The 26,294-nt window shown below is 36.2% G+C and carries 25 protein-coding genes; all 25 read right to left on the bottom strand.

Annotated features, from left to right (window positions below):
• Nucleotides 1-108: 108 nt before the first annotated feature.
• The gene (locus LCP48_RS05975) at nt 109-1,491 is read right to left on the bottom strand and encodes a sensor histidine kinase (RefSeq protein WP_202341637.1); all 1,383 of its coding nucleotides are present in this window, start codon (nt 1,489-1,491) and stop codon (nt 109-111) included.
• Nucleotides 1,479-2,141, bottom strand: coding sequence for a response regulator transcription factor (locus LCP48_RS05970; protein ID WP_004224888.1), 663 nt, complete (start codon nt 2,139-2,141; stop codon nt 1,479-1,481). The genes LCP48_RS05975 and LCP48_RS05970 overlap by 13 nt, the downstream gene beginning before the upstream one ends.
• Before the next feature lie 26 nt (nt 2,142-2,167).
• Nucleotides 2,168-2,920 carry a lantibiotic immunity ABC transporter MutG family permease subunit gene (locus LCP48_RS05965; protein WP_225340780.1) on the bottom strand — a complete coding sequence of 251 codons (753 nt, stop codon included), beginning with the start codon at nt 2,918-2,920 and terminating at the stop codon, nt 2,168-2,170.
• A 3-nt stretch (nt 2,921-2,923) separates the two neighbouring features.
• Nucleotides 2,924-3,652, bottom strand: coding sequence for a lantibiotic immunity ABC transporter MutE/EpiE family permease subunit (locus LCP48_RS05960; RefSeq protein WP_004224892.1), 729 nt, complete (start codon nt 3,650-3,652; stop codon nt 2,924-2,926).
• Between the two features lies 1 nt (nt 3,653).
• Nucleotides 3,654-4,361 (bottom strand): lantibiotic protection ABC transporter ATP-binding protein, encoded by a 708-nt coding sequence (locus LCP48_RS05955; RefSeq protein ID WP_004224894.1) that lies wholly within the window; start codon nt 4,359-4,361, stop codon nt 3,654-3,656.
• Nucleotides 4,362-4,515: 154 nt separating this feature from the next.
• Nucleotides 4,516-5,382, bottom strand: a complete 867-nt coding sequence (locus tag LCP48_RS05950; protein WP_004224896.1) for a 2-oxoacid:ferredoxin oxidoreductase subunit beta — start codon at nt 5,380-5,382, stop codon at nt 4,516-4,518.
• Entirely contained in the window at nt 5,382-7,121 is a 1,740-nt protein-coding gene (locus tag LCP48_RS05945) for a 2-oxoacid:acceptor oxidoreductase subunit alpha (protein ID WP_004224899.1), read from the bottom strand. The genes LCP48_RS05950 and LCP48_RS05945 overlap by 1 nt, the downstream gene beginning before the upstream one ends.
• Before the next feature lie 263 nt (nt 7,122-7,384).
• Nucleotides 7,385-7,651 carry a stage V sporulation protein S gene (locus LCP48_RS05940; protein WP_004224903.1) on the bottom strand — a complete coding sequence of 89 codons (267 nt, stop codon included), beginning with the start codon at nt 7,649-7,651 and terminating at the stop codon, nt 7,385-7,387.
• A 176-nt stretch (nt 7,652-7,827) separates the two neighbouring features.
• Complete coding sequence (locus LCP48_RS05935; protein WP_004224906.1) at nt 7,828-8,625, bottom strand: TIGR00282 family metallophosphoesterase; 798 nt, start codon at nt 8,623-8,625, stop codon at nt 7,828-7,830.
• Nucleotides 8,626-8,764: 139 nt separating this feature from the next.
• Complete coding sequence (locus LCP48_RS05930; RefSeq protein ID WP_225340779.1) at nt 8,765-9,874, bottom strand: acyltransferase family protein; 1,110 nt, start codon at nt 9,872-9,874, stop codon at nt 8,765-8,767.
• 77 nt (nt 9,875-9,951) lie between these two features.
• Nucleotides 9,952-11,463: a lipopolysaccharide biosynthesis protein gene (locus tag LCP48_RS05925; RefSeq protein ID WP_225340778.1), complete on the bottom strand. Its 1,512-nt coding sequence runs from the start codon at nt 11,461-11,463 to the stop codon at nt 9,952-9,954.
• Nucleotides 11,453-12,544, bottom strand: coding sequence for a glycosyltransferase (locus LCP48_RS05920; RefSeq protein ID WP_225340777.1), 1,092 nt, complete (start codon nt 12,542-12,544; stop codon nt 11,453-11,455). Before LCP48_RS05920 ends, LCP48_RS05925 begins: the two co-directional genes overlap by 11 nt.
• Before the next feature lie 5 nt (nt 12,545-12,549).
• Nucleotides 12,550-13,896: a hypothetical protein gene (locus LCP48_RS05915; RefSeq protein WP_225340776.1), complete on the bottom strand. Its 1,347-nt coding sequence runs from the start codon at nt 13,894-13,896 to the stop codon at nt 12,550-12,552.
• A complete protein-coding gene (locus LCP48_RS05910; RefSeq protein ID WP_004224922.1) occupies nt 13,893-15,074 on the bottom strand; it encodes a glycosyltransferase in 1,182 nt (393 codons plus the stop codon). The genes LCP48_RS05915 and LCP48_RS05910 overlap by 4 nt, the downstream gene beginning before the upstream one ends.
• 118 nt (nt 15,075-15,192) lie before the next feature.
• Complete coding sequence (locus LCP48_RS05905; protein ID WP_202341645.1) at nt 15,193-16,311, bottom strand: glycosyltransferase family 4 protein; 1,119 nt, start codon at nt 16,309-16,311, stop codon at nt 15,193-15,195.
• A gap of 94 nt (nt 16,312-16,405) precedes the next feature.
• Nucleotides 16,406-17,161: a tyrosine-protein phosphatase gene (locus LCP48_RS05900; RefSeq protein WP_318528174.1), complete on the bottom strand. Its 756-nt coding sequence runs from the start codon at nt 17,159-17,161 to the stop codon at nt 16,406-16,408.
• 40 nt (nt 17,162-17,201) lie between these two features.
• The gene (locus LCP48_RS05895) at nt 17,202-17,903 is read right to left on the bottom strand and encodes a CpsD/CapB family tyrosine-protein kinase (protein ID WP_004224927.1); all 702 of its coding nucleotides are present in this window, start codon (nt 17,901-17,903) and stop codon (nt 17,202-17,204) included.
• Nucleotides 17,903-18,631, bottom strand: a complete 729-nt coding sequence (locus tag LCP48_RS05890; RefSeq protein ID WP_225340774.1) for a YveK family protein — start codon at nt 18,629-18,631, stop codon at nt 17,903-17,905. Before LCP48_RS05890 ends, LCP48_RS05895 begins: the two co-directional genes overlap by 1 nt.
• Before the next feature lie 228 nt (nt 18,632-18,859).
• Nucleotides 18,860-20,419 (bottom strand): ribonuclease Y, encoded by a 1,560-nt coding sequence (rny, locus tag LCP48_RS05885; protein WP_004224930.1) that lies wholly within the window; start codon nt 20,417-20,419, stop codon nt 18,860-18,862.
• A gap of 515 nt (nt 20,420-20,934) precedes the next feature.
• The gene (gene recA / locus LCP48_RS05880; protein WP_004224934.1) at nt 20,935-21,999 is read right to left on the bottom strand and encodes a recombinase RecA; all 1,065 of its coding nucleotides are present in this window, start codon (nt 21,997-21,999) and stop codon (nt 20,935-20,937) included.
• Nucleotides 22,000-22,160: 161 nt separating this feature from the next.
• Nucleotides 22,161-23,420, bottom strand: coding sequence for a competence/damage-inducible protein A (locus tag LCP48_RS05875; protein ID WP_004224935.1), 1,260 nt, complete (start codon nt 23,418-23,420; stop codon nt 22,161-22,163).
• Nucleotides 23,421-23,437: 17 nt separating this feature from the next.
• A complete protein-coding gene (pgsA, locus tag LCP48_RS05870) occupies nt 23,438-24,016 on the bottom strand; it encodes a CDP-diacylglycerol--glycerol-3-phosphate 3-phosphatidyltransferase (protein WP_004224936.1) in 579 nt (192 codons plus the stop codon).
• Between the two features lie 47 nt (nt 24,017-24,063).
• Nucleotides 24,064-24,987 carry a helix-turn-helix domain-containing protein gene (locus LCP48_RS05865; protein ID WP_225340773.1) on the bottom strand — a complete coding sequence of 308 codons (924 nt, stop codon included), beginning with the start codon at nt 24,985-24,987 and terminating at the stop codon, nt 24,064-24,066.
• Between the two features lie 16 nt (nt 24,988-25,003).
• A complete protein-coding gene (locus LCP48_RS05860; protein WP_026023397.1) occupies nt 25,004-25,789 on the bottom strand; it encodes a DUF3388 domain-containing protein in 786 nt (261 codons plus the stop codon).
• Between the two features lie 216 nt (nt 25,790-26,005).
• Nucleotides 26,006-26,263 carry a DUF3243 domain-containing protein gene (locus LCP48_RS05855; protein ID WP_004224939.1) on the bottom strand — a complete coding sequence of 86 codons (258 nt, stop codon included), beginning with the start codon at nt 26,261-26,263 and terminating at the stop codon, nt 26,006-26,008.
• Nucleotides 26,264-26,294: the final 31 nt, after the last annotated feature.

Raw genomic sequence — 26,294 nt, 5'->3', positions numbered from 1 at the left:
CCTTACTTCCAATAAAAAGGACTAAATTTATTACTAGGGTAACATGAAGGACTTCATTAGAGCAATGACTTTGATTTCTACCCGCAGTAAATTGGAAAAAATAAACTGTTACTCCATCCTCATAACAGGAATAGTGACTGTCACTTTTCCTCCACCCGTTATCGAATCATTAGCGAGTGTTATTACCCCATCATGCTTTTTAATAACTGACTCTGCAATATAAAGGCCCATACCATGATGATCTGTTGTATTTCTACTTGGGTCTCCACGATAAAATTGTTTGGTAGCCTCTTTTAAATCTTTTGCTGAAAAACCAGTACCACTATCTTTCACAGTAAAATGAATAACATCCCCCTTTCCTTCAACAGATAAAGTGACTTTGCCGTTATTTGGTGTGTGCTCAACTGCATTGACAATCACATTTAATAGAGCCCGATAAAAAAGCTCTTCCTCTATCATAATGGAAGTAGGTAGCCTGACCATTTCTACACTAACTTCAAGATTTTTTTCTAAAGCAAGAGCTTTCATTTGTTGTTCGACCTGTTGAATAAAAGAATGCATGGCGACATTTGATTTTGAGGTGACAATACCTTGCTCCACATTCGAAAGATCCATTAATTGCTTTGTGAACTTTTCAATTTCAACCGTATTTTTTAATATATAATGGTTAAATTCTTTTTGCATTTCATCTTGGGCGGTGTCCAATAAAAGTTCGGCATTTCCCCGAATAATCGTCAATGGTGTTTTCAGGTCATGTGCCAGTGCTGATATTTGTTCTCTGCGCAATCTTTCTGCCCGCCATTGCTGTGTCAAAGAAGTATTTAATGCTTCCTTCATTTGTTCAAAAGAAAGAGCAATATCATCAATTTCTTGGATTCCAGACGGTTGTAAATGAAATGCCAAATTTTGATGTTGTATTTTTTCAATAGCTTCTTGTAAGCCCATCATTTTTTGTTTTAGTCTTCTGCCAAAATGAACAGCAAGTACCGCTGCTTGTACAACAACTCCAATAATAAAAACTAATAAAACTGTTAATTGCGGATTAGGTAAATAATTTCTTATGATAGCAGAGCGATACTCAGGTACTAAACTATAGCGTAAAATACATACTTCCTGTTCGCGCTCAATAAATGCATAAAATCGAGAACTTCCCTGCTTTTCTCCTTTTTGTTTTAACTGCCATGCATAGGAAGCCTCTTCTTTAGTTAAATTGCCTGAAATAAACTCTCCCTGGTTTGAAACCACTGCATATTCTACAAGGTCAGGGATCATCTCATCCGTTACCGAGCTGCTTGTAGCAATTCGATCTTTTGCTAACGTGATTTGTGCCTCTGCATAATTTGCAGGTAAAATAATATTAGCTGAAAAGGCAAACATAAATAGACCTATTAATAGTGCCACTAAAAGAATGATGCCAATGCACAGAAAAAATAAATATCTCAGAAAAAATGTATGCAGACGTGTTCCTTTCCTCGGTTTTACGGTTTCCACTTATAGCCAATCCCCCAAACCGTATCAATGACTTCTATATCAAATGCATGCAGCTTTGAACGAATATTTTTAATATGCTCTGTTATCGCTGTACTGTCACTTTTGCCATCAAATCCAAAAATCGTTTCGTATATTTGTTCTTTAGAAAAAACTTGCCCGCGATGACGTGCTAAAAATTCACATATTTCATACTCACTTTTGGTTAACGGAATCCTCTCATTTTGAACAAATAGTTCTTTACCAGAAAGATTAAAATGAACTTTACCATGATAAAGAACATTCCGTTTCTCTCTATTTTCACGTCGAATATGAGCATTTACCCTTGCCCGTAGTTCGCCAATACTAAAAGGTTTGATTAAATAGTCATCTGCACCTAAGCCAAGACCAAACATAATATCTTCCTCTAAGGTTTTAGCGGTAAGAAAAAGAATCGGACAATCTACAGCATGGCGAATTTGCCTACATAGCGTAAAGCCATCAATAGCAGGCATCATCACATCAAGTAAGATTAGATCAAAGAAGCCTAGATCCATCTTCTCTACCTCTGTCGAATTAAACACAATATTTACTAAATGATTATCTTTATGTAGTGCATTTTTAACCAGCATTAAAATATCAATTTCATCATCAACTACTAATATATTTGCCATAATTTATCCTCAACCATCCATTCCTACTATTCAGCTGCTCTACCTTCCCATCTCCAAAACCATAGGCAAGATAATGCAAAAGCTAGTATGCTTCCAGCTAAGTACCATATTATACTAGTTTGGATACTTCCTTCGAGCAATGTTAAATTTGTGCCCGCCGAAGTTAAAATCCATAAAGAAACAAAGTGACCGCTCCATCCATACGGTAAAAAGGGCCAAATAGCATCACCTAAACCAGTAAGCAACAAAGCGACCAGCAGGGCTTCTACAATGCCTAAACCAATCGAAGCACCTTTTCCAAATTGGAAGCTTACAAATAAATGTAAAATATAAAAAATAATATGACTGCTGAATAAAATACAGGTAGCAACACTATAAAATAAATAGTCAAAATCTACTTCATGTAATAATTCTCTAAAGCCCATACTAAAAATAGCTACAGACATAAAGATGGCTCCAAAGCTATACATCAATAATAATATAAGCTTACTCAAGTATGCCTTTATTTTTATTTTTGTTGAGACTAGCATGCTTTGATAATGACCTGCCTTCGCCTCCTGATCGGATGCCATTGCACATACTAATCCTATAATCATAGGTAGTCCACACGCTAGGCCTTGAAAATAGGCAGTTACTTTTCCGTGAAAATCCCATGGTGAATAGGAATAGTAAGCTAAAAACAATCCAGAAATAGCAATGGGGACAAGTAGATGTGTAAGTAGTAATGGAGTTCGTCTTGTTTTAAGACTTTCTGCTCTCAATAATCGTAACATGTCCATTTGCTATTTGGCCTCCCTTTTTTGAAACCACTTTGTCGTGAGTGAAGTGATTATGATAAACCAAGTGATCGTTATCAATAATCCAGGAAATATAACATCGTTATTGAGTAAAGAACTACCCTCAGGTACTGGTAGACCATTTGGTAATATACCGAGAGTTGAGCATAATAGACGTGCACCTATTGCAAAAGGATAGCAATACCATAGCTCTCCATCAGCAAATACTACAATCCCTACGATATTGGCAACTACATTGAGCAAAATAGCCAAATAGGTTCCTAATTTAGCTGCCAGAAAAAGACATAAGGGAATTTGCCACAAAAACGTTACGAAAATAATTAGAGAACTTAATAAGCTGCTTGTTATTGGTAAGCTATGATCAAATAGCCAGCCCCCTACTGTAATTCCTCCAAAGAACATACTAGTGATAATGAAAAGCCATACACCTGATGAAAGTATTTTTCCCAACCAAACCTTTTTGAGGCCAAGTGGTAGTGCAAGTATACTATGGTATTTCAACTTCTTATCTTTTTCGATCACTAAGGCACAGCAAATCGTCAGTGCACCTGGCAGAAGCATCGTATACCACCAGTTATAAGCTCCTGTTTGAAAATATTCACCTCCCATCAGTACAGCGCCTATAAGTAAGGTTATAAGTGGCGTAAGCCACAGTAGTTTGGGAATAAAAGTTCGCTTCCATTTTAATTGTTCTGCTTTCATGATGGCTAACATACTAATGACCTACCTTTCTGTTGGCAGTGACAACCTGCATGAAGAGTGACTCTAATTCATGACCTTGTGGAGCTGGTCCCTGATAGCCAAGCTTGCCACCAGCAATAATGCCAATATCATCCACGACTTGTTCTACCTCATGCAAAATATGACTAGACAATATAACAGTGATACCTTGTTCTGGCAAGGAGCGAATGAGCTTACGAAGCTCTTGTATACCGATTGGATCCAAACCATTTGTCGGCTCATCTAAAATTAACAGTTTCGGTTTGTTTAACAGCGCAATTGCTATACCTAATCGTTGCTTCATCCCTAAAGAAAACTGACCTGCTCGTTTTTTCCCCGTATTCGTTAAATCTACAATCTCCAATACTTCGTCAATCCGACTTTGTGGTATGCCTAACGCTATCGTTCGAACTTTTAGATTCTCTTTAGCTGTTAAATTATCATACAAGGGTGGTGTTTCAATTAAGACCCCGATATCCTGCAAATCTTTTCTTGACCATAGATGTCCATTAAAAATGATCTCTCCAGCATTAGGTCGTAGCATGCCCGTTATCATCTTTAAGGTTGTAGATTTTCCCGCTCCGTTAGGTCCAAGTAAGCCATAAACTGAATTACGTTTAATTTCTAACGATAAATTAGCTACAATGTTTTGTCCTTTAAACGCTTTATTCAGATTGTTTGTTTTCAATATCAAATCTTTCATAATTAGGCATCATCCTTTCGATGACCTTAGTGTAAAAAATAAATATAAGGATTTTATAAGGATTCCATAACAATTACTTACTTGCGATCGATTACTAAAGCATAAAAAAAGCATTTGGAATGACTTCATTCCAAATGCTTCGATCCTATCAATTTTACATAAATTCTTTTACTAAATCATTAAAATCATTTTCGCTCATTTTGATATCGATATCTGTTAATGGTAACTCAGAGTAGCCAGGTACTTTTTCTTGATACGACGTTGTTTCAGTATCATGATAAATAATGCCTGTTACTAAGCCCTCGTGTTCCATCACTGTACGCATTGCCATACCACGATCTGAGTGATCATAACCTTCAACATCTGCTAATTTTGTTAAATTTTCTTTAAACCAATCATATGTGTTCACTTTGTTATACGTTACACAAGGTGAAAAGACATTGATAAATGAGAAACCTTTATGGTTAATACCAGCTTCAATTAGTGCTGTTAATTCTTTAATATCTGTAGAGAAGCCCTGCGCCACAAATGTTGCACCACTTGTTAACGCTACCTCTAATGGTTTCAATGATGGCTCAATCGCTCCACCTGGTGTAGATTTTGTAATAAATCCAGCAGCTGAACGTGGAGATGTTTGACCTTTTGTTAAACCATAAATTTGGTTATCCATTACAATATAAGTTATATCAATATTACGGCGGATGGCATGAATTGTATGCCCCATACCAATAGCAAATCCATCACCATCACCACCAGAAGCGATAACATGTAAATCACGATTAGCCATTTTTAATCCCTGTGCAATCGGAAGTGCACGGCCATGAATACCATGGAATCCATAAGAATTGATATATCCTGAAATTCGACCTGAACAACCAATTCCTGAAATGACAGCAAGTTCATTTGGTTCAATGCCGACATTTGCAGCAGCACGTTGGATAGCTGCTTGTACTGAGAAGTCTCCACAGCCTGGGCACCAGTTTGGTTTCACTGTATTACGAAAATCCTTAAATGTTGCCATTAGCGAGTCAACTCCTTCACACGATTTTCTAATTCACCTGGCAAGAATGGTGTACCGTTATATTTAGTGATTGTCACGATTTTATCGTGACCACCAACATTCATTTTCATAATATTAGCTAATTGACCTGTATAGTTATTTTCTACAACGATCACCTTTTTCGCTTGTGCAACAAGAGGTGCTATTTCTGCAGATGGGAATGGGTGAATTAATCGAATATGTGCATGATTCACTTTCATTCCTTGCGCATTCAGTCGCTCTTGCACTTCTTCAATAGCACCTCTTGTTGAGTTAAAGCCTACTAATAAAATATCGGCTTCCTCATGTGGTGCATTGACAAAGACTGGGTTATCAAATTTCAAACTCTCTAATTTACGGAAGCGTTTATCCATTTGAGTTTGGCGATTACCTGTTGCCTCAGATGGCTTCCCTGTTTCATCATGTTCAACACCTGTAACGTGGTGAATACCATGTAATGTACCCGGTAATACACGAGGTGAAATGCCATCTTCTGTATCTTCATAACGCTTGAAGTAGGCTTTATCTGCCGCTTCCTCAAGATCATCCATCACAATTTTACCGCGACGAATTTCAATTTTCTTATAATCAAATGGCTCTACAGATTGTTTTCCTAAAGATAATTGTAGATCTGTCATTAAGATTACTGGTAATTGTAATTCCTCTGCAATGTTAAATGCTTGGATCGTATCAAAGAAAGCTTCCTCCATTGTAGAAGGTGCAATGACTACCTTAGGAATTTCTCCATGTGTACCGTAAAGCATAGCCATCAAGTCAGATTGTTCTTGCTTAGTTGGTAACCCAGTTGAAGGGCCGCCACGTTGTGTATCCACTACTACTAAAGGTTGCTCTGTCATACCTGAAAGACCGATTGCTTCCATCATCAATGAAAGACCAGGACCAGCTGAAGCGGTAAAGGAACGTACGCCACCAAAGTTAGCGCCAATAGCCATTGTTGCTGCTGCAATCTCATCTTCCGTTTGGATTACCGTACCACCGAATTTCGGTAATTTTTTAATCAAGTATTCCATGATTTCAGAAGCAGGTGTAATTGGGTATGCTGCCATAAAGCGTGTCCCAGCAGCTATTGCGCCAAGTGCTATTGCGTCGTTCCCAATCATAAACATACGACGTTTTCCATCCGCAGGTGCAAGCTCCCATTCGCCTATACGATCAACTAAAAGCTCATTCATAATTTGACGACCACGTGTAATGGCTTCCATATTTTTTTGAACGACTTCTTCGCCCTTTTTACCAAAAATATCATCGACAACATTTTGGAATACTGCATCTTCTAGATTTAGCAATGACGCAGTTGCTCCGATAGCCACCATGTTTTTCATTAACGAAGTACCAAGCTCTGCTGCTACTTCTGTGAACGGTACTGCAAATAATGGTGCTTTTGAATCCTCTGGTTTAACAGGATCAAATTTTGCATCAGCTAAAATAATACCCTTTTCTGTAAGCTCTTTATAATTGACATCAATTGTTTCTTGATCGAATGCCACTAAAATATCTAAATCATCCGCAATTGAACGTACTTCTGTTGGACGAACTGTAATTTTATTATTCGTATGGCCACCTTTAATTCGAGAAGAGAAGTGACGATAACCGTATAGGAAATAACCTAGACGATTCATTGCCATTGAGAAAATCTCACCTGTACTCTCAATCCCTTCACCCTGTTGCCCACCGACTTTCCATGAAAGCTGATGTAACATGTCAACAACTCCTTAAATCCAATGTGTACTATTATTTTTCCTTCATAAGTTTAACACGAAGAAACCGTCTGGACTATTGTTTCTCCACGATTTAGGCGAAAATCAGACCTTTGACTGAAAATCCTGTTCATAAAGTTGTAATTTTCAAATCTAAGCAAAATCACGCCCCTATTTCAAGTGACATCTATCATATGTAAAACAGGAAAACGAAAAAATGCTCCGTCACAATAGTATGTGACAGAGCATTTTACTTCATTACTTTTTTATCGAATACGTTTTTCCACTAACAGCTTTAATGCTGTTCGTTCTTCTCCAGCAATCAAAATATCGGCAAACGCCGGCGCGCAAATTAAATCTGTGCCACTTGGCGCTACAAATCCGCGTGCAATGGCCACTGCTTTCACGGCTTGGTTAAGTGCACCTGCCCCAACTGCTTGCATTTCTGCCTGCCCTTTTTCTCTGATTACCGCGACTAATGCACCTGCAACTGAATTTGGATTAGAGCGTGATGATACTTTTAATGAATCCACAATTATTCCTCCCCGTTTCGCGAATAGTGTTTACGCTCAACAACTTATGTCCCCCTTTTGGACCTCAAGTTATTGTCCGTAGCACATTTTATGCTCCGCAAAACGGAAATAGACTAGTTTGACAAAGAAACCTATATCCCCGTAAAAGAAACGTAAAAAAACATTCTTCGACTTATCTACCCTTGAAATGGATAGTCTTCATTTATATAAATGCGTTCACAGGCTATAGCCTTTCCTGTTCGATCATCCATCTCTACAAAGAAACCACTTAAAACCTCTCGCCCTTTTTTCGGAACTTCAAAACGAGATGGCATGTTTGTTTGGAATTTATAGATGACACTTTCCTTCGTCATACCTAAAATTTCATCATACGGCCCTGTCATACCAACATCCGTGATATAAGCTGTACCTTGCGGGTAAATTCTTGCATCTGCTGTTTGCACATGTGTATGTGTCCCAACAACCGCTGAAGCCTTTCCATCTAAATGCCAACCAAGGGCGATTTTTTCACTAGTCGCTTCAGCATGAAAATCCACGAAGACAAGTGGAGATATTTGTCGAGCCTCTGCAATCAATTGATCTGCCATGGCAAACGGATCCTCATGTGGTGGTAAAAATACGCGACCATGTAAATTAATGACAGATAATGTCACGCCATTTTTAGAAATCTGGACCATACCTTTACCAGGTGCTTCACTTGAAAAGTTTGCCGGACGGATTAAGTAATCCGCGTCATCAATAAAATCAAAAATATCTTTATTATCCCATGTATGATTACCCATTGTAATAACATCTACACCGATTTGTAGCAAGCTATTATAAATATTACGAGTAATCCCTCGGCCTGCCGCAGCATTTTCCCCATTTGCAATCACAACATCTGGATTATACTTCTTTTTTAAGCGAGGTAAATATTTTTCCACCGCATCTCGACCAATTGAACCAACAATATCACCAATAAATAGAACTTTCATTATGCAAGACCACACTTTCTCTAAATAACATCTTTTAGTTTACCATCTTTGCTTTGGCAATCGCAAAGTAAAAACGCAAGCCTTACTCAATTTACACGTTTAAATACTATTATCATCTTATTGATTAGTACCAGTTTATCTAGGATTGCTGGATGGGAAATTGTGCATCTTTTTTATTAGAGGAGTCCCCATTGGGATTGAGTTGCCCTATAAAAAACGCGCCGAATTTCCATTTACTCATTATATATGTTATACAAATGGAGCAACTGAGACTGACAATAAATGAAATGGCAATAACAGAAAATACACTTAATGTTTCGATAAAATTCGTTAAAAAAATTTTAAATAGGCTATTAACTAGGGGATGTAATAAATATATACCGAAGGAATAACGACTAATAAAAATGATAAATTTCGGCATTTTTCTTCTATTACTCGCGATGAAAAATAACAGAAAAGCTACACTGAATGTATAAAGGATAACGTCTATTCTCTTTGAATGAACTTCCGCAATAATACCTGATAATTGAGAGGTTAGCAAAATGCTTACTGTGATTAGTAATACTGCTAGTAACAAATAACGAAAACGCTGTAACCACGATAGAAATTTATTATAATTTTTTCCACAGTAATAAGCTACTACAAAATAAGCAATCCACGCAGGAAATGGCATCTTATTAAAAAAATCCCATTGTAAACTAGTATACGCTAAATCAGGAAAATACTTAAATGGATCTAAAAAATTAAAAAAGGCTAAGTAACTAAAATTAATGAAAAACGCAGTCATTATTACTTTATAGGCAGGGTATCTCGATACAATAAATTTAACAAAAAATGGATGTATGATATAAAATTGAAAAATGATCACGATAAAATAACCATGGAAATCACCTTCCAAATAATTTAATAGTAGTTTTTTGGCAAATTCCATAGAAGGCGATTCGATGGATTTAAGAACGGCATCAAGTAGTCCAATAAAAAGAAATGGCGTTAACATATATTTATAACGTTTTACATAAAACTTTTTCGGCAAACGATCTGAATAGGAATAGGCAATGACAAACTCTGAGATAAATATAAAAAGAGGTGTCCCGAACATAAAGATCAGCTGAATAGATGTCAGGATTACGAATAGTGGACCTTCTTCTAAGTCATACATGTTCAATGCCAACGTAACACTATGCATTAACACAATCCCTAAGCAAGCAACGAATCGTAGTAAATATATTTCTTTGATTTCTCGCTTCATCACCCTCACCTGCCATTTCAAAGGAATCAATTTGCCTTTCAATTATGCTACTTATCTTACTAAATGCAGGGATAAAATTATTTACTATCGGTAATTGTTCGCTTTAATTGCACCAAAATATCTCGCATTGTTTGAGGCTCAATAATAAAATTACCTACTAATAAAATAAACATCGTCCACAAGGAAATACATATAGCGGCTACAAGCCATGAACCTGCAGATGTAATATGGAGCTCGATAAAAAATATAAATGGTGTCGCTGCAGTAAGGGCAAAGATACTATTTTGCACAATTTTTTTGACAGTATCTTTAGGTGAATTGTGTAAAATCTTTTTTGAAGAATAAATGATTAAATCATAAGTACGATAGCCGTATGAACAAATTCCGCCCAGTAATATTCCTTCTGCGCCAAAATACTGTACAAAAACAAGAGAAACTACTAGGTTAATTAATGCTTCCATAATGGCATGTTTTTTCGTCTCTCTAAAATGTCCTGCAGCGTTCACTAACGTATTTGCAGGAATCCGAATTGTGTTCGCTACTCCTACAATGACAAACAATATTGCCAACCAGGGCCTTATGTAATTGGCATCTTCAATACCTGCTGTATAAATCGTTATAAATGGCAATATTAAAATAGCTGTACATGTGTAACTAAAAGCAATGATGCCATAAAAAATATATTCAAAATAATGAAAATACTTTCGAAGAACGTCCTTATCCTCTTTGACAAGAATGTCGCCAAAAGCTGCTAATATCGCCCCTGAAAAAGTGGATATAAACAATGTGACTGCATTAAACACCATACTATAAACTGTAAATACACTGACTTCTGTTAAGCCCAGAAAAATCGTTATTAAAATAAACGGTGTGTTAAATACCACTAACGAGGCAATTTGATGAATTAAAGCATCCCATTTATCTTTAATTGCTAACGGATTAGCTTGTTTTTTACAATTGAAATATGGATATTTCTTTTTAACATACAACCTTAAAAAAAGAACATCCAGTAATAATAAGGCACTTGAACTAGCAACAACAATGACGATGGAAAAACCAAATGCTATCAAAGTAACTGACAATAATGCACTCGCAAAAAGCAACATTGTTTGAATGCGAAAAATAACATAGCTTTTTTGATCTGCCGACAGTAAAACTAAATATTTTCCTATAAAAAAATACTCCCACACGCCACTAATTCCCAAAATAAGTACCATGTAAAGAGCCGTACGCGTATTCACTTCATCTCCTACTAATAACGGATAACAAATAGCCAAAATGGCGACTAATCCAACAAAGACATAACCCGAACGTCTATAAAAACGATTAGTCGCTGAAAGAATTCCATTTATTTGGTCTTTATCACCCTTGGCTAGTGGCTTATAAAGTGCCACTATAGATGCATTACCAACCCCAGCTTCTACTATTTTTAAGTAACTTAAAAATTGCTTAATCGACGAAACAAGCCCGTTTGTAGCAGAGCCGTATGTTGTCATAAATAGTCGAGGTAAAATGAAATTAATAACCGCTGCAACAACTTGTAGTAATACATTAGACATTAAATTTAAAACTACTCTCTTAGTTCTCATGCTGGTAAGCACCTTTTCTTTTAGTAAAAGTAGGAATTAAACCTTTGCAATCACTGATCCGCCGATTAAGCCTATTCAACATAAAAAGTAAAAGAATTTGTTTTTTCTTTAATAGCCAAGTATAGACCTTTAATTTGAGCGGCATATTTGTCACTCGAATCGCATGCAACGATCCATGAATCGCTTCATGAATCAACATTTTCTTAATAAAGGTACGCTTTTCATGTAAACGCTTATGGTTGAATCTATTCAATTCATTATTCACCGCTGCCATCACTAAATAAGTAAAATAATACTGAAGTTGTTCAGCAAAATTAGGAACCTGGTCTGCTTTTCTGTACTTTAAAACTTTCAAATGTTCATATAACACAAGTATTTTTTTAAAAAACAACTGATCATAACTAGTTGTCATGGAAGAAGAATGCTGACGGTAATGATAGAGATACTGATTTTCTAATATATAAATACTTTCTGCATCAAGTAAGCTAGGATATGTACAAGCAGCATCGTCCCCCATGCAAATTTGATCATCCACATCAAATAGATTTTTCTCTAATAGGTCTCTTTTAAATATTTTATTAGATAAAGATGGATATAATCCAAAACGGTAATACTCGCCCGAATATAGCATAATTGGATATACTTCTTTTTCCATCCTATCCTTCCTGTACAAACCGGGCGCGACAAGCTGTGATCTCTTCACTTCTTGGAATGGATAATTTTCTACAATGTCACAAATAACAATATCTACATCAAAAATACGTGCAGTATTACATAATGATTTATACATATCAACTTCTATCCAATCATCACTATCTACATAACCAACATACTGTCCTTTGGCGACCCTTAGCCCTGCTTTACGGGCACTGACAGCACCACTATTTGCTTTATGAATGACGGTAATTCTTGGATCAGATTCGGCATATTCATCGCAGATTACCGAGCAGTTATCAGTCGAGCCATCATTTACTAATATCAACTCAAAATCTACGAAATTCTGTCTCAAAATACTATCAAGACACATTTTTAAGTAAGGTTCTGTATTATAGACGGGGACAATAATGCTTAAAAATGGCACTCACCTCACCTCTCATTCATAGTAGTTCCCTTACTTTTACTCATAGTCAGTGCAAACATAATTAATAAAATATGATATGGAAAATAATCCATGACAAATGAATCAAGTCCTATATTCGCTATTAACACGATATAGAGAGGAATAGCGTTAATTGAGAGGATTTGAAAGCCTGGTGTATTCATAATTCCAACATTCTCTCTAAGTACTTTATAGAGGCTAGAAATGTATAATACTGACAAGGCCACGCCAATTAAACCTATATAATAAGGGGTTGATAAGTACATTGTATGTGCCATTTTCACCTTCGCAAAGCTTGTGCCAAATCCTGCTCCCAAAACAAATACTTTCGTGTTTTGAAAGATTTCATTTATAAATAGGCCCCAACTACTCACTCGACCAGTGGTAATGGCATCTGTCGATATTCCTGACCCAAAAAACCGAATCCAATAAATTTCCAATAACTTCTCGTAAAAAAAGTAGAGAGCAACCCCACAAATAATCACGATAAAAGACGAAAATTTAATAGCTGTCTTCACATTATTTTTAATGAAGACAATAAATGTCATCATAATAAAAACGACTAATGTAATAATAAACATTTTGGAATATGTCAGTATGCCAAAAAAAGCTAATATTAAGAGTAATACAATTGACTTTTTTTCCTTTTTTCCATCCAGATTAAAAAGTACTAATAAACAAGCCATAGCTATTAATATTTGCAAACTAAAGTAATTTGGATCTAAATCTAAACCCGTAAATCTTGTACTAATCGAGTTCATTGTCTTCACTGTATTCACAATGGTCATTGATTCTATAAAATGATCGATTTCTGGAACGGAATAACTGATCAAGCGCACGATTGAAGCAGCTAGTAAACCCGATGTATAGATATACGTATACCTTCTGAAATATGCCTTATCATTGAGGGTCAATATTGCACAAAAGAGCACACTATAATTCAACACAAAGCCTAAAACTGCCATAAGATTACCACCACTAACTAACGTTACGGCCACCGTATAAAATGCAAATAAAAAATAGGTCAATAACAGTCGTTTTGAAATACCTTGCTTTTGTAAAAAGAGCGTCAGAATACTTAACAAAATATAGAAAGAACTAAGTACAACAAGTAGTGAATATCCTGATATATCGAATTTAATGACATAAACCCACGAAATAAAAAACAATAAATAGTCAATTCGATGCTGCTGCTTATCTAGCAGCATCGCTATACTGGTTAAAAGGAAGAAGAGCCAGAGAAATAGATTATGACCTGTATATATTTTGATTACGACAAAGATACTTGAAATTATACAAGTGAGCACACTAAATTTCTTAGATTCCACTATCATGTAGCATCAAACTCCAATACAAGTTGCTCTTGAGCTTTTTCGTTTGTGTAGTGATTTTCTTCTATGTAATTTTTCATATTGTGTAGTAATTCTGTATTTTTCATAACACTAGAAATGACGTGAAAGATGTCTTTCATGTTAAAGCCTGTTATCAATCCATTATGACCATGACAAATTTGTTCACCTGCTGCGGCAAAGTCTGTTGTAATAACAGGCGTTTGTACAATTAATGCCTCCCCTATGACCATTGGATAGCCTTCGTAGGCTGATGTTAAAATGAATACATCACTACATTTTATAAATGGATAGGGATTTTTCATTTCCCCTACAAATTCAACTACATCCTCTACACCTAGTTGCAAAGCTAATTGCTGATTCGAAAGTAGATCTGGTCCATCACCTAAAATGCGCCAGCGAAAATTATTTATAGAAGCTTCCTTTAACAACTTACACAGATGTGGAATAAGGTCGAACCTTTTTGTACTATTTTCAATTCGCCCAACAGATATTAAATCCAACTCGCATTTAAGAAACGGTGTATATTGACATGCCAGTTCTTTAATCTCTTCGATTGGAAAAAAATTATAAACCACTTGAATTTTATGTTGATATTCTGGAAGGAAACTTATTAAATTTTCCTTACATGCTTCTGAAACACATAACAATCGATCAAAATTTTTATAGGTTTTGACACAAGCTTCATAATTAAAATTCGCTTTAATGGGATCTGTATGAATCCATGCGAACTTACGATCTGCTATCACAAATTGATCTACAAATAAATTGGTCCCTTTATTGAAATATTGATTGGGTACATCATTAAAATAAGAAATGGCAATATCATAATGACAATTATTGCGATGTTTTTTTAAAAGCATCGAATAGAAATTGTGGGAACCTATTAATCGAACAACTATCATACACACAATACGTAAAATAATATGCCATATGTTATTTCTTTTTTTCACTTCAGCAAAAGGTGTAGCAATTAGTTGTAACAGTAAGTTCCCTGTATTTACCTTCACATTGGAAGGAATATCGTTCATTAATTCCCCTCCACTAAATGTGAAAACATCTATCTCATATTTCTCGTAGAGGTATATTTCTTTTAGCATATTAATTAGCGCCTTTTGGATACCACCCATTTGAAAATTTTGTGCAACAAATAATATTTTCATATTAGTCCCCCTAAAAATACTACTGTAAATTTTCATATTGCTCTTACGTTTGTGGATAAAAAACGGATCGATAGCCGCTACGAGCCATTCCCTTTGCTGCTCACGCTCCGCATAGCTTTTATAAATTACTGTATAAATCTGTTATCCGTTTCTCCATTTTCGCCCAGCTATAACCTTCTTCGTATAGCGCCTTCATTTCACGAGAAATTTCTGGCCATTCTTTCCTACGCTTTACCAAATTCTCAATTCCGTTTTGTAAACTCTCTCTATTGTAATCAATAAGTTCTCCAAAATTATTTGTTGCAACTACTTCTGACATTCCCGTATTTTTCACCATAATCAAAGGCTTACCAAGCATTAATGCTTCATAGAATTTATTGGGTGCAGCATAATAATGGTTAGAAATAGTAGGGTCATAAATAGCCGTCATAATGTCACAACTATTTTCTAACTCTATTGTTTTTTCATAGGGTAACTTACCATAAAAGTGTATATTGTCATGCATTTTCGAAGTTTCCAGCAAAGTATCAGCAAACTTACCAAATCCGCCAATATGCAGCTCATAACTTGGCGTATTCTTTACAACTTCAACCAATTCACTAATCAATCGATTTTCAGTAAGTATACCGACATAAACTATTTTTACTTTTTTCGGATTCAAATCTAAGCAATTATTTGAATCTATATCACGTGGAGTATTGTATATGACCTCTATTTTTTTAGGTGAAGCTTTAGCAATCTGTTCTTTGCGCTTTTCTGTACATATAATGACTGCATCCACACTATTCATAAGACATATATCTATACTAGCAATGACCTTTCCAATACTCTGTGGTCCATAAAATGGTGATGTATACGAATCAAATACGTCGTAGATTACTTTTTTCCGAAGTAATTTCCCACATATTGTACCTACTAGCGCTGTATCAAAATCACAAGCGTGAATCATATCATACGTATTTTTATGGCGAAGTAACCATTGAAAAAGTTTAAGTTGAAATTTTATAAATGGGACTAAGTTCTTTTTCAAACCTTCTCCAAATGTTGCCGGAATACCAAACCTTGTAATACGAATTGCATGTTCACCTTCTAACAGTTGGTCCTTTATTTTATATTTTTTATCTCTATCCCAAGCTAAAATGTGTACATTCCAATTATTTTTTGCAAGGCAATGTGCCTCCTTTTCAACCCTTGGATCTGGAGAAACAGGGTTACTCCTCATAAAAACAACTCGCATCTCATATGACCCCCTTAAACACTGAATGTCTCTAGCGCTTCAGCTACTTTTTGCTACCTTTTATGTCCTTACAACTTAAAGATGCTTTCCCATTTTAAAAAAACTTCCACCATTTTTTTGTGAAAGTATCATCTGGTTCATATACAATTAATGGCTGATTATTAATAATTCGTTCGTTATTTTCAAGCAAAAAATCTACTACATCCAAATCTTTTTGTTTTTCTAAAAATCTAAGTCCCTTTTCAAATAAGAAAGGACGTGTACTTAAATTATGCACATCCGAGCCATATGTATGGACAAGATTCGAGCGCACTAAATTTAGTGAAAGCTTTTGGATCGTTTTTCCAAACAATCCTGCTAAACTTCCTGATGTAATTTGTGCAAGTGCCCCCACACGTATAATTTGTTCCAAATGTCTTGGATTTTCTGAAATGACTCTATTTCGCTCTGGGTGTGCAATAATTGGTGTTATGCCTGCTGTTAATAACGAGTAAATGATATCCTTTGTAAATTTTGGGATATGATTAGAGGGAAGTTCCAACAGCAAATAATTGGAGTTTGCTAATGTATGTATTTGTTTTTTTTCATACAATTCTAGAATGTTACCTGCCAAGCGTATCTCTTGTCCCGTGTAAAGTTTTAACGGCATGTTACGTTGGTCAATTGTCATTTGCAACTGTACAATTTGCTCATTCACGACATCAAAGGGGACATTATACAATGGATGTAAAGCATGCGAAGTGGAAACAATCGTTGAAATCCCCTCCAAAATGGCCTGCTCAAATAAACAAAGTGTCTCTTCAAGCGTTTTCGGACCATCATCGACATCAAATAATATATGACTGTGCATATCAATCACTGTACTTCACTTCCCTGTCTAGATACTTGAATTAACGATAATATTGCTCATAATATTGATGGAGTGGCATTTTATAGTTATTTAATACTACGCCTAAAATATTTGCTTTTGAGGCTTCAAGGTATGACTTTGCTTTTAATACATTTTCATTTTCTGCAACTCCACTGTTCACAATTAATAATGTACCATCACATTTATTGGACAAAATTTGAGCATCTGTTACAGATAGCAATGGTGGCGCATCAAAAATAATGATGTCAAACTCTTTCTTTAGTTCCTCCATTACACTCCCCATTAAGGTAGAAGCTAGTAACTCTGCTGGATTGGGGGGGATAGGCCCACTTGTCAAGACATATAGATTAGCAATATCTGTATTATTGACGACTTCAGAAATTGTAAAATGCCTTGTTAGTAAATTTGATAGTCCTCTAGCATTTTGCAATAGAAACGTATAATGCATTGTTGGTTTTCGCAAATCTGCATCTACGATGACGACTCGTTTTCCTTCTTGTGCGAAAACAACTCCTATATTGGCTGCATTGGTTGACTTTCCTTCACCTGGTGTTGCAGATGTCACTAATATTGTTTTAATCTCTCTATCGGGCATTGAAAAAGTAATATTTGTTCGGATTGTTCGAAATTGTTCTGAAATAAAAGAATGACCATTGGCAATCGTCACAAGTTTTCGTGCCATTTTCACTAACTTCTTCTTTTTCTTTTTTTTCCAAAACATTATGATCCTCTCCTCATTTTACGAGATTTTACCCTAGTGCTTTTATGGTGAGCATCACTAATTTGACTAATCAAGCCAATAATTGGTAACCCTACTAGCTCTTCGATATCTTGCTCCGTCTTGATTGTAGTATCTAAGCTCTCTAGTATGATTATGAGAGCAGCACTTATAACAAAACCAATAAACGAGGCTGCTACTATATAAAGGGTTTTATTTGGCGCAATCGGTACAGGTTCCTTATCTAATTGTGCAACTGACAAAATATTAACATTATCAACTGTCATTAAAACTTGAATCTCCTCTTGAAACACATCTGCTATTGTATTGGCAATATCGACAGCCAACTCTGCTTGCTTGTCTACAACATTAATATTGACAACTTGTGAGTTATTGGCACTGGATACAGTAATTTGATCCATTAAAACTTCAGGTGTGACATCCAAATCTAGCTTATTTATAACTTTAGATAAAATAGCAGAACTTGTTATGATAATGTTATACGTATTAATAAGTCGGAGATCTGTTTCAACCTGTTGTACACCTAAATGTGGTTGCTCTATATTTTTTTGATTAACTAAAATTTGCGTTTCTGCCTCATAGGTAGGTTTTAACACAAAGATGCTAATAAAGGCCGTAACCAACGCTGCAAAAAGTGTAAAACTTATGATAAAAAGAAAGTTTTCTCGGACTATTTTCAACATATCTTGTAATGTGATTGTTTCTTTCAAAGCTCTTCACTCCTTGTCAAAACATAAACCAGTTGTAAAAATGGAGTATAACTAGGCTGATTAATTTTTAAAAGGGTATTCATGCTGAGGCTAGTTCACTATGCTTTATTCCATACTATATTGTTGGAATCATCCATTTATTCTTACTCGGTAGATCACATCGAATTTTCTTCACATACAAAAAGGCATCCCCTGATTTTTTTCAAGGGATGCCTATTATTTTATTATTTATTTCGCGTATTCCACAGCACGTGTTTCGCGAATAACTGTTACTTTAATATGACCTGGGTAATCGAGTTCTTCCTCAATACGTTTGCGAATATCACGAGCAAGACGATGAGATGCTAAATCATCAATTTTCTCAGGTTGTACAATAATACGAATTTCACGTCCAGCTTGAATCGCATAAGATTTTTCTACGCCATCATAGCTTTCTGAAATTTCCTCTAACTTTTCAAGTCTGCGGATATAGTTTTCAAGTGTTTCACTACGTGCACCTGGACGAGCTGCTGATAATGCATCAGCTGCAGCGACTAATACCGCAATAACAGATGTTGCTTCAGTATCACCATGATGCGAAGCAATACTATTAATGACAACTGGGTGTTCCTTATACTTTGTTGCTAATTCCACACCAATTTCAACGTGGCTTCCTTCAACTTCATGATCGATTGCTTTTCCAATATCATGTAATAAGCCTGCACGACGAGCCAATGCCACATCTTCACCAAGTTCAGCAGCAAGTAATCCTGCTAAATGAGCGACTTCAATTGAATGTTTTAGAACATTTTGTCCATAGCTTGTACGATATTTCATGCGGCCTAAAATTTTCATTAAATCTGGATGTAAGTTATGAATACCAATTTCAAATGTAGTTTGCTCACCTGTTTCGCGGATTTGTTCATCCACTTCACGTCGAGCTTTTTCCACCATTTCCTCAATACGAGCTGGGTGAATACGACCATCCTGTACAAGTTTTTCAAGTGCAAGTCGAGCTGTTTCACGGCGAATTGGATCAAAGCCTGATAATATAACCGCTTCTGGCGTATCATCAATAATTAAATCAATTCCTGTTAACGTTTCCAATGTACGGATATTACGGCCTTCACGACCAATAATACGTCCCTTCATTTCATCATTTGGCAAGTTCACAACAGATACAGTTGTTTCTGCTACGTGATCTGCAGCAAAGCGTTGTAGTGCTAATGATAAAATTTCACGTGCTTTTTTATCCGAGTCTTCTTTCGCACGTGTTTCAGCTTCTTTCGTCATCACAGCAATATCAGTTGATAACTCTTTTTCTACTTCATTAAGGATAATTGATTTAGCTTCATCCCTAGTTAAAGCAGAAATACGTTCTAGCTCTGTTTTTTGTGATGCCATGAGCTCGTCCACTTTGCTCTCCATCTGTTCAATATGCTGTTGTCTTTCAGCTAGAGCTTGTTCTTTGCGCTCTAAGCCAGCTTCTCTCTTATTTAGAGCATCATCTTTGCGATCAAGATTCTCTTCTCTTTGCAATAAACGGTTCTCTTGTTTTTGAAGTTCTAAACGACGTTCACGAATGTCATTTTCAGCTTCAGTACGAAATTTGTGAGTTTCATCTTTGGCTTCAAGTAGTGCTTCTTTCTTCATTGCCTCCGCTTCTCGTTTTCCTTCTTCAACGATTGTTTCAGCGACATGTTTAGCACCAGTGATTTTTGAGTCATTCACTTTTTTCATGTAGATATAGCTAACAGCGGCACCAACGATGAGTCCAAGCAAAGCGGAGATGATAGTAATTCCATCCATATGAACACCTCCTCTTGCTATTTGGGTATTACAGTTTCAGTCGGCGCATACATCTATGTCGCCTTAGCTAAAATGCACCAGATTTTGGGAGAATTTATGCAAAACCCGTTTCATTGGCCAAAGGCATTATCTTCATCCAGTAGGCGTTTAGACATCCATTTTAAAGGATATTTCACTATAAAACATTTGCTAAATGAGGATAAAATGTACTGCCTATTTAAAGTCATAATTCAGAAATTATACATATTTAATTGTATAGCTAGCCTCAAGCTCTGTCAAGGATAGTCAGGCGTCTGTTCGCCATCTAAGCCAAAAAAAGTAAGTCCTATCCATTCAGTGAATTTTTTCCCTATTACTATTTCACTAGAAACTTTTTCATGTTCAATACAATTAATAAAAAAACAGTACATAAGAAATAAACACATAGCCTCTCTCTTATTATGTGTAAAAATTTAAGAATATAGACAAAAAAATGCATTGCCCCCTCAATAAAGTGGGAACAATGCAATCATTAATTATTCTTCTTCCAGAAGTAACATTAATTCTTCATCCATCTCTTCTTCATCATCATGGGCAGCAATTGTATAAGAAGAAGCCGCAATACCATAAGAAGCTCGGATTTTATTTGCTATGTCTTCTAGGACAGCAGTATTTTCTTTTAAATACTGTTTAGCATTTTCTCGTCCTTGACCTAAGCGCTCATCGCCATATGCATACCAAGAACCGCTTTTTTGCACAATGTCTAATTCCACGCCTAAATCGACTGTCTCGCCTTCTTTAGAAATCCCTTCTCCATACATAATATCTACTTCAGCTGTACGGAAAGGTGGTGCTACTTTATTTTTTACAATTTTAATTTTAGTACGGTTACCAACAATATCATTACCTTGCTTAATAGCTTCTGCACGACGCACTTCTAAACGGACAGAGCTGTAGAATTTAAGCGCACGTCCACCTGGTGTTGTTTCTGGATTACCAAACATGACACCAATTTTTTCACGAATTTGGTTAATGAAAATAGCAATCGTTTTTGATTTATTAATCGCACCTGAAAGTTTACGTAAAGCTTGAGACATTAGACGAGCTTGTAAGCCGACATGAGAGTCACCCATATCCCCTTCAATTTCTGCTTTTGGCACTAAGGCAGCAACCGAGTCAATAACGATAATATCAATAGCTCCACTACGCACTAATGCTTCTGCAATTTCAAGTGCTTGCTCACCTGTGTCGGGCTGTGATAATAATAGCTCATCAATATTCACACCTAATTTTTGAGCATAGATTGGATCTAATGCATGCTCCGCATCGATAAATGCTGCTTGTCCACCTGATGCCTGTACTTCAGCAATGGCATGTAGAGCAACTGTTGTTTTACCAGACGATTCGGGACCGTATACTTCAATAATACGTCCACGTGGATATCCACCCACTCCTAATGCAGCATCAAGTGCTAGTGACCCACTTGAAGATGTTGCAATTTCTAAATCGGTTTTTTCACCAAGTTTCATGATGGAACCTTTACCAAAATTCTTCTCAATTTGTTTTAGAGCCTGTTCTAAGGCTGCTTTACGATCACTCATTCATTTTCCTCCTTCGAAAACTGTTCACTGTTTTTATCTATCTCTACTATACTTGTTTTTGAGAAAACGCGCAAGAAAAAAGCGAACATTTATTCGTTTTTTCTTCAAAATAAAAATTTGGATAGTTTTCCTCTACCCAAATTCCTATGTTTTACTCTATTTTAATAACGTTTTGTGTAGCCACGTTCTTCTAAAAGCTGCATTAAATAATGGCATGTAAATTTCACCGCACGGAGTCGATTCGTATTACGCATGCCTGATAAATGAAGTAAATATGTAAGCGGCTCCTCATCATTTATGGCAATACCAATCCAAACCGTACCTACTGGCTGATGATCATGCGCAGTGGGACCTGCTTCTCCTGTAAGGCCAATCCCAATATTTGTAGCAAATTTCTCACGAACAGCACTTGCCATTGCCGCTGCACATTCAGCACTCACAACACCATGTGTATCAATTAATTCTTGTGAAATGCCTAGCTGTTTTACTTTCGCATCTGCTGCATAGGTAACAACGCCTCCTATAAGCGCATTGCCTACCCCAGGAATTTCCGCAAGCTCAGATTGAAATAAACCAGCAGTTAAACTTTCTGCAGCCGCAATTGTTAGCTCATTATCCAGTAGCATTTCTACCGTTTTTGAGGCAAGGGAATCATCATCTATACCATATTGATAATCACCAACAAGGGCTTGGATTTCTGCAACCTTTGCCTTAATAAGCTGCCTAGCTTGCTGCTCTGTTGCTGCTTTAGCTGTTACGCGTAACGTTACCTCACCATCAGAAGCAAGTGGAGCAACTGTTGGATTGGTTTGTGCATCTAAAATATTTTGAACTTGTACTTCAAGCTCGGCCTCACCAATTCCATAAAATCGCATAACATGTGATGCAATGATCCCTCCATCATTAAGCATCGCAGCAAGTTTAGGTTTAGCCTCAAATTGAAACATTGGTTCTAACTCTTTTGGAGGTCCTGGTAATAACATATAAGTGCGATCATTTTTTGTGAAGATCATACCTGGAGCCATTCCATGGTGATTAGCTAATACTTCACTCCCAGCTAAAATTAATGCCTGTTTACGGTTATTTTCCGTCATTGGACGTCCTCGTTTAGCAAAAAATTGCTCAATATACGTCAATGCTACTTCATCAAACTCAAGAGAAACACCAAGATGACGTGCAATCGTTTCCTTCGTTAAATCATCTTTTGTTGGACCAAGTCCTCCCGAAAAAATAATGAGATCTGCACGAGACTCTGCCACTTCGATCGCTTGTTCTAATCGCTTTGCATTATCGCCTACTACGGTATGATAAAAAACGTTGATGCCAAGCTCGGATAGCTGGCTTGAGATAAATCTCGCATTTGTATTTGTAATTTGACCTAATAATAGTTCTGAGCCAACCGCAAGAATTTCAGCATTCATGAACCCCAAGACCTTTCTTATTTAGACTCAAGTAATACACGTCGATTTAGATAGAAATAATCCCACCCTGACCAAAGTGTAAAGAACAATGCAACATAGAGCATGATTGTATCAAATGGAATACCAACCAATGTAAAGATTGTATTGTGTAAAAGAGCAGCAGCAATCGCTACAATTTGTGCCCAAGTTTTAATTTTACCAAGCTGATTGGCAGCTACGACTTCTCCTCCACCTGCCAAAATCAAACGTAAACCCGTTACAGCAAATTCACGACTAATAATAATGATAATTACCCAGGCAGGTGCCATCTTAAGCTCGACCATTAAAATAAAGGCTGCTGAGACAAGTAACTTGTCAGCTAAGGGATCTAAAAATTTCCCAAATGTCGTTACAAGATTATACTTACGTGCGTAATAACCATCCACCCAATCGGTTGTTGAAGCAAAGATAAAAATAAGTGCACCTATAAAATGATGGATTGGCATCTCTGCACCAAAAAGTGATAATGTTCCCCAGCCAAAATCAAACATCATAACAATGACAAAGAATGGAATAAGCAAGATTCGAGAGATGGTAATTTTATTTGGAATGTTCATTTTTCTAACACCTTTCATGATGAAAGAAAGTAGTCATCATGTGATGACTACTGTTCTTTATTGAAATTGATGACGATATTTTGCGTTACAATTTGTTGTGCATACGTTAAAAGTTCGTCATTAATATAGATTTTAGCTTGCGTTGAATTACCGAGACGAATACGAACATAGTTTTGTGTTGAAGCGTCAAATTCAACTACTTCCCCAGCATTGTAGACGCGTGTATCTGTTAATATTTCTTGTTGCTGTTGATTGCGAATACCAACAAATGTTGGGCCTGATACTTCGATTTTCAGTTTCATTGTATCCGTACCTGTTAACGTATAAGATGTTGTCGCACCATCTGCTTCAACAGCACCTGCGGAAATTGTTTGCTTCATCTCTTCTGTTTGATCCGTGTCATCTTCATCAGTTGGTGTTGTAGAATTTTTATCTTCTTTATCATTTTTCTGTGCATCTTTATTTTCTTGTTCCTTTTTATCCTTCTCACTATCAATTGGATTGACATTTGTGTCATATTCAATTTCAGGAGTAGAATTGTTTTCCTCGCTTGTCCCTGGACTGTTTTTTGATTGCCATAGCACCCATATAACCACAATAATCACTACAATAAATAAAGCAACAATGATTTTGGGCATAGCCTCCATCATTTTATTCGAAGGGCCTTTCGTTACTTTTCTTCTGCTAGGGCTATTCGTTATTGATTGACTTACTTGATCGTTTGGAGTGCTCGGTAGTTCATTTTTATATGTCTCTAAAATTTCTTCCGCGTCCAAACCAACAGCTTCTGCATATTGTTTAATAAAAGCTCGTACATAAAACGAACCAGGCATAATGGAATAATTGCCCTCTTCAATTCCTATTAAATAACGTTTTTGGATTTTCGTTATTTCTTGTAAATCGTCTAAACTGTAGCCTTTAGACAGTCTCGCCTCTTTCAGTCGAGTCCCTAATTCTGCCACTAATAACACCTACTTTAACATCAAATTAAAAATTAAATCCTCCAAAAGAATCGGATTCGGACATATGATTTTTCTCCATTATTTCATAAGTAATTTCTTCATCAGTGTGATGACGTAGTTCAATAATATAGTCAAAATCCTCTATTTTATATTCGGAATGCTGAACAAACATATCTGGATGCTCTACAACTTTGATACAAGGCATATTCATCATTTCACGCACTAATTGCAAATGTTTCTCATCGGATGAACGTCGAGTCACAATACCATCTAGAATAAAAATATTGTTCCGACTAAATTCATCTCCCACAAGCTTATTACGAACCGTTTGCTTAATCATTGTAGATGATAAAAAGATCCATTTTTTATTGGCACAGACACTGGCGGCTACTATGGATTCAGTTTTTCCAACACGTGGCATGCCACGAATACCAATCAGCTTATGACCCTCTTTCTTAAAGAGCTCTGCCATAAAGTCGACTAAAATACCTAGTTCATCTCTTACGAAATGGAATGTGTTTTTTTCATCTGCATCTCGAGGAATATAACGACCATGCCTAATGGCTAAACGGTCACGAAGTTTTGGTTGTCGAAATTTGGTTACGTTAATATGTTCCATTGTCGAAACAATTGTACGAAAACGCTCAATTGCCTCATCATTGTCTGTATGCACTAACATACCACGTCGATCCTCATCTACACCATTTATTGATATAATATTGACACGAAGCATCCCTAAAAGTGAAGCAATATCTCCTAATAATCCAGGGCGATTCACCTGAATTTCATATTCAAAGTACCAATCGCTCAACACACTCGTTCCCTTCCTATTAGTTAACGTAAAAAATCCTTTATAAGTTCCATCATAGCTGATTTTTTATGTAATGGAAAGTTAGAATACATGGAATTACAGCGTTATTTACTAATTTTTTTTGATGACTGTTAAATAGGCTTACATACGTTCCCGTTTTCACAGATAAAAAGTTTATAGTATAGCAAAAAGAGGAGATTGGCTCTCCTCTTTTATTTACTGCACATGCTTATTTTGTACGAGCTTAATGACACAATTCGCTAATGCATGTTTTTCATCTTCAGAGGCAACGCCCCATAAATCCGACAGCACTCGCTCTTGTTCGTTTTTAGGATCGACATTAGTCGCCAAATATTCCCCAATTTGGACAGCAGCCGTTTGAATCATTTTCTTCGGCATACCGCTTGATTCAGCTTGCATGACGTTTTGTCCTAAAAACGATGTCCATTTTTGCCAGTTTTCTAAAATGGTCATATTCTTCCTCCTCCTTTACACAAGTAGTATG

Origin of the sequence: Lysinibacillus capsici, from assembly GCF_020217405.1 — a bacterium.
In the GTDB taxonomy this organism is placed as follows: Bacteria; Bacillota; Bacilli; order Bacillales_A; family Planococcaceae; genus Lysinibacillus; species Lysinibacillus capsici.
This window is presented reverse-complemented; position numbering and strand designations above follow the sequence as displayed.

Bases quoted from the DNA above. Each gene is read 5' to 3' on its own strand.
- LCP48_RS05970 (WP_004224888.1), bottom strand. From the start codon at position 2,141: ATGGCAAATATATTAGTAGTTGATGATGAAATTGATATTTTAATGCTG.
- LCP48_RS05965 (WP_225340780.1), bottom strand. From the start codon at position 2,920: ATGGACATGTTACGATTATTGAGAGCAGAAAGTCTTAAAACAAGACGA.
- LCP48_RS05960 (WP_004224892.1), bottom strand. From the start codon at position 3,652: ATGTTAGCCATCATGAAAGCAGAACAATTAAAATGGAAGCGAACTTTT.
- LCP48_RS05955 (WP_004224894.1), bottom strand. From the start codon at position 4,361: ATGAAAGATTTGATATTGAAAACAAACAATCTGAATAAAGCGTTTAAA.
- LCP48_RS05950 (WP_004224896.1), bottom strand. From the start codon at position 5,382: ATGGCAACATTTAAGGATTTTCGTAATACAGTGAAACCAAACTGGTGC.
- LCP48_RS05945 (WP_004224899.1), bottom strand. From the start codon at position 7,121: ATGTTACATCAGCTTTCATGGAAAGTCGGTGGGCAACAGGGTGAAGGG.
- LCP48_RS05935 (WP_004224906.1), bottom strand. From the start codon at position 8,625: ATGAAAGTTCTATTTATTGGTGATATTGTTGGTTCAATTGGTCGAGAT.
- LCP48_RS05930 (WP_225340779.1), bottom strand. From the start codon at position 9,874: ATGAAGCGAGAAATCAAAGAAATATATTTACTACGATTCGTTGCTTGC.
- LCP48_RS05925 (WP_225340778.1), bottom strand. From the start codon at position 11,463: ATGAGAACTAAGAGAGTAGTTTTAAATTTAATGTCTAATGTATTACTA.
- LCP48_RS05915 (WP_225340776.1), bottom strand. From the start codon at position 13,896: ATGATAGTGGAATCTAAGAAATTTAGTGTGCTCACTTGTATAATTTCA.
- LCP48_RS05910 (WP_004224922.1), bottom strand. From the start codon at position 15,074: ATGAAAATATTATTTGTTGCACAAAATTTTCAAATGGGTGGTATCCAA.
- LCP48_RS05905 (WP_202341645.1), bottom strand. From the start codon at position 16,311: ATGCGAGTTGTTTTTATGAGGAGTAACCCTGTTTCTCCAGATCCAAGG.
- LCP48_RS05900 (WP_318528174.1), bottom strand. From the start codon at position 17,161: ATGCACAGTCATATATTATTTGATGTCGATGATGGTCCGAAAACGCTT.
- LCP48_RS05895 (WP_004224927.1), bottom strand. From the start codon at position 17,903: ATGTTTTGGAAAAAAAAGAAAAAGAAGAAGTTAGTGAAAATGGCACGA.
- rny (WP_004224930.1), bottom strand. From the start codon at position 20,419: ATGGATGGAATTACTATCATCTCCGCTTTGCTTGGACTCATCGTTGGT.
- recA (WP_004224934.1), bottom strand. From the start codon at position 21,999: ATGAGTGATCGTAAAGCAGCCTTAGAACAGGCTCTAAAACAAATTGAG.
- LCP48_RS05875 (WP_004224935.1), bottom strand. From the start codon at position 23,420: ATGAATGCTGAAATTCTTGCGGTTGGCTCAGAACTATTATTAGGTCAA.
- pgsA (WP_004224936.1), bottom strand. From the start codon at position 24,016: ATGAACATTCCAAATAAAATTACCATCTCTCGAATCTTGCTTATTCCA.
- LCP48_RS05855 (WP_004224939.1), bottom strand. From the start codon at position 26,263: ATGACCATTTTAGAAAACTGGCAAAAATGGACATCGTTTTTAGGACAA.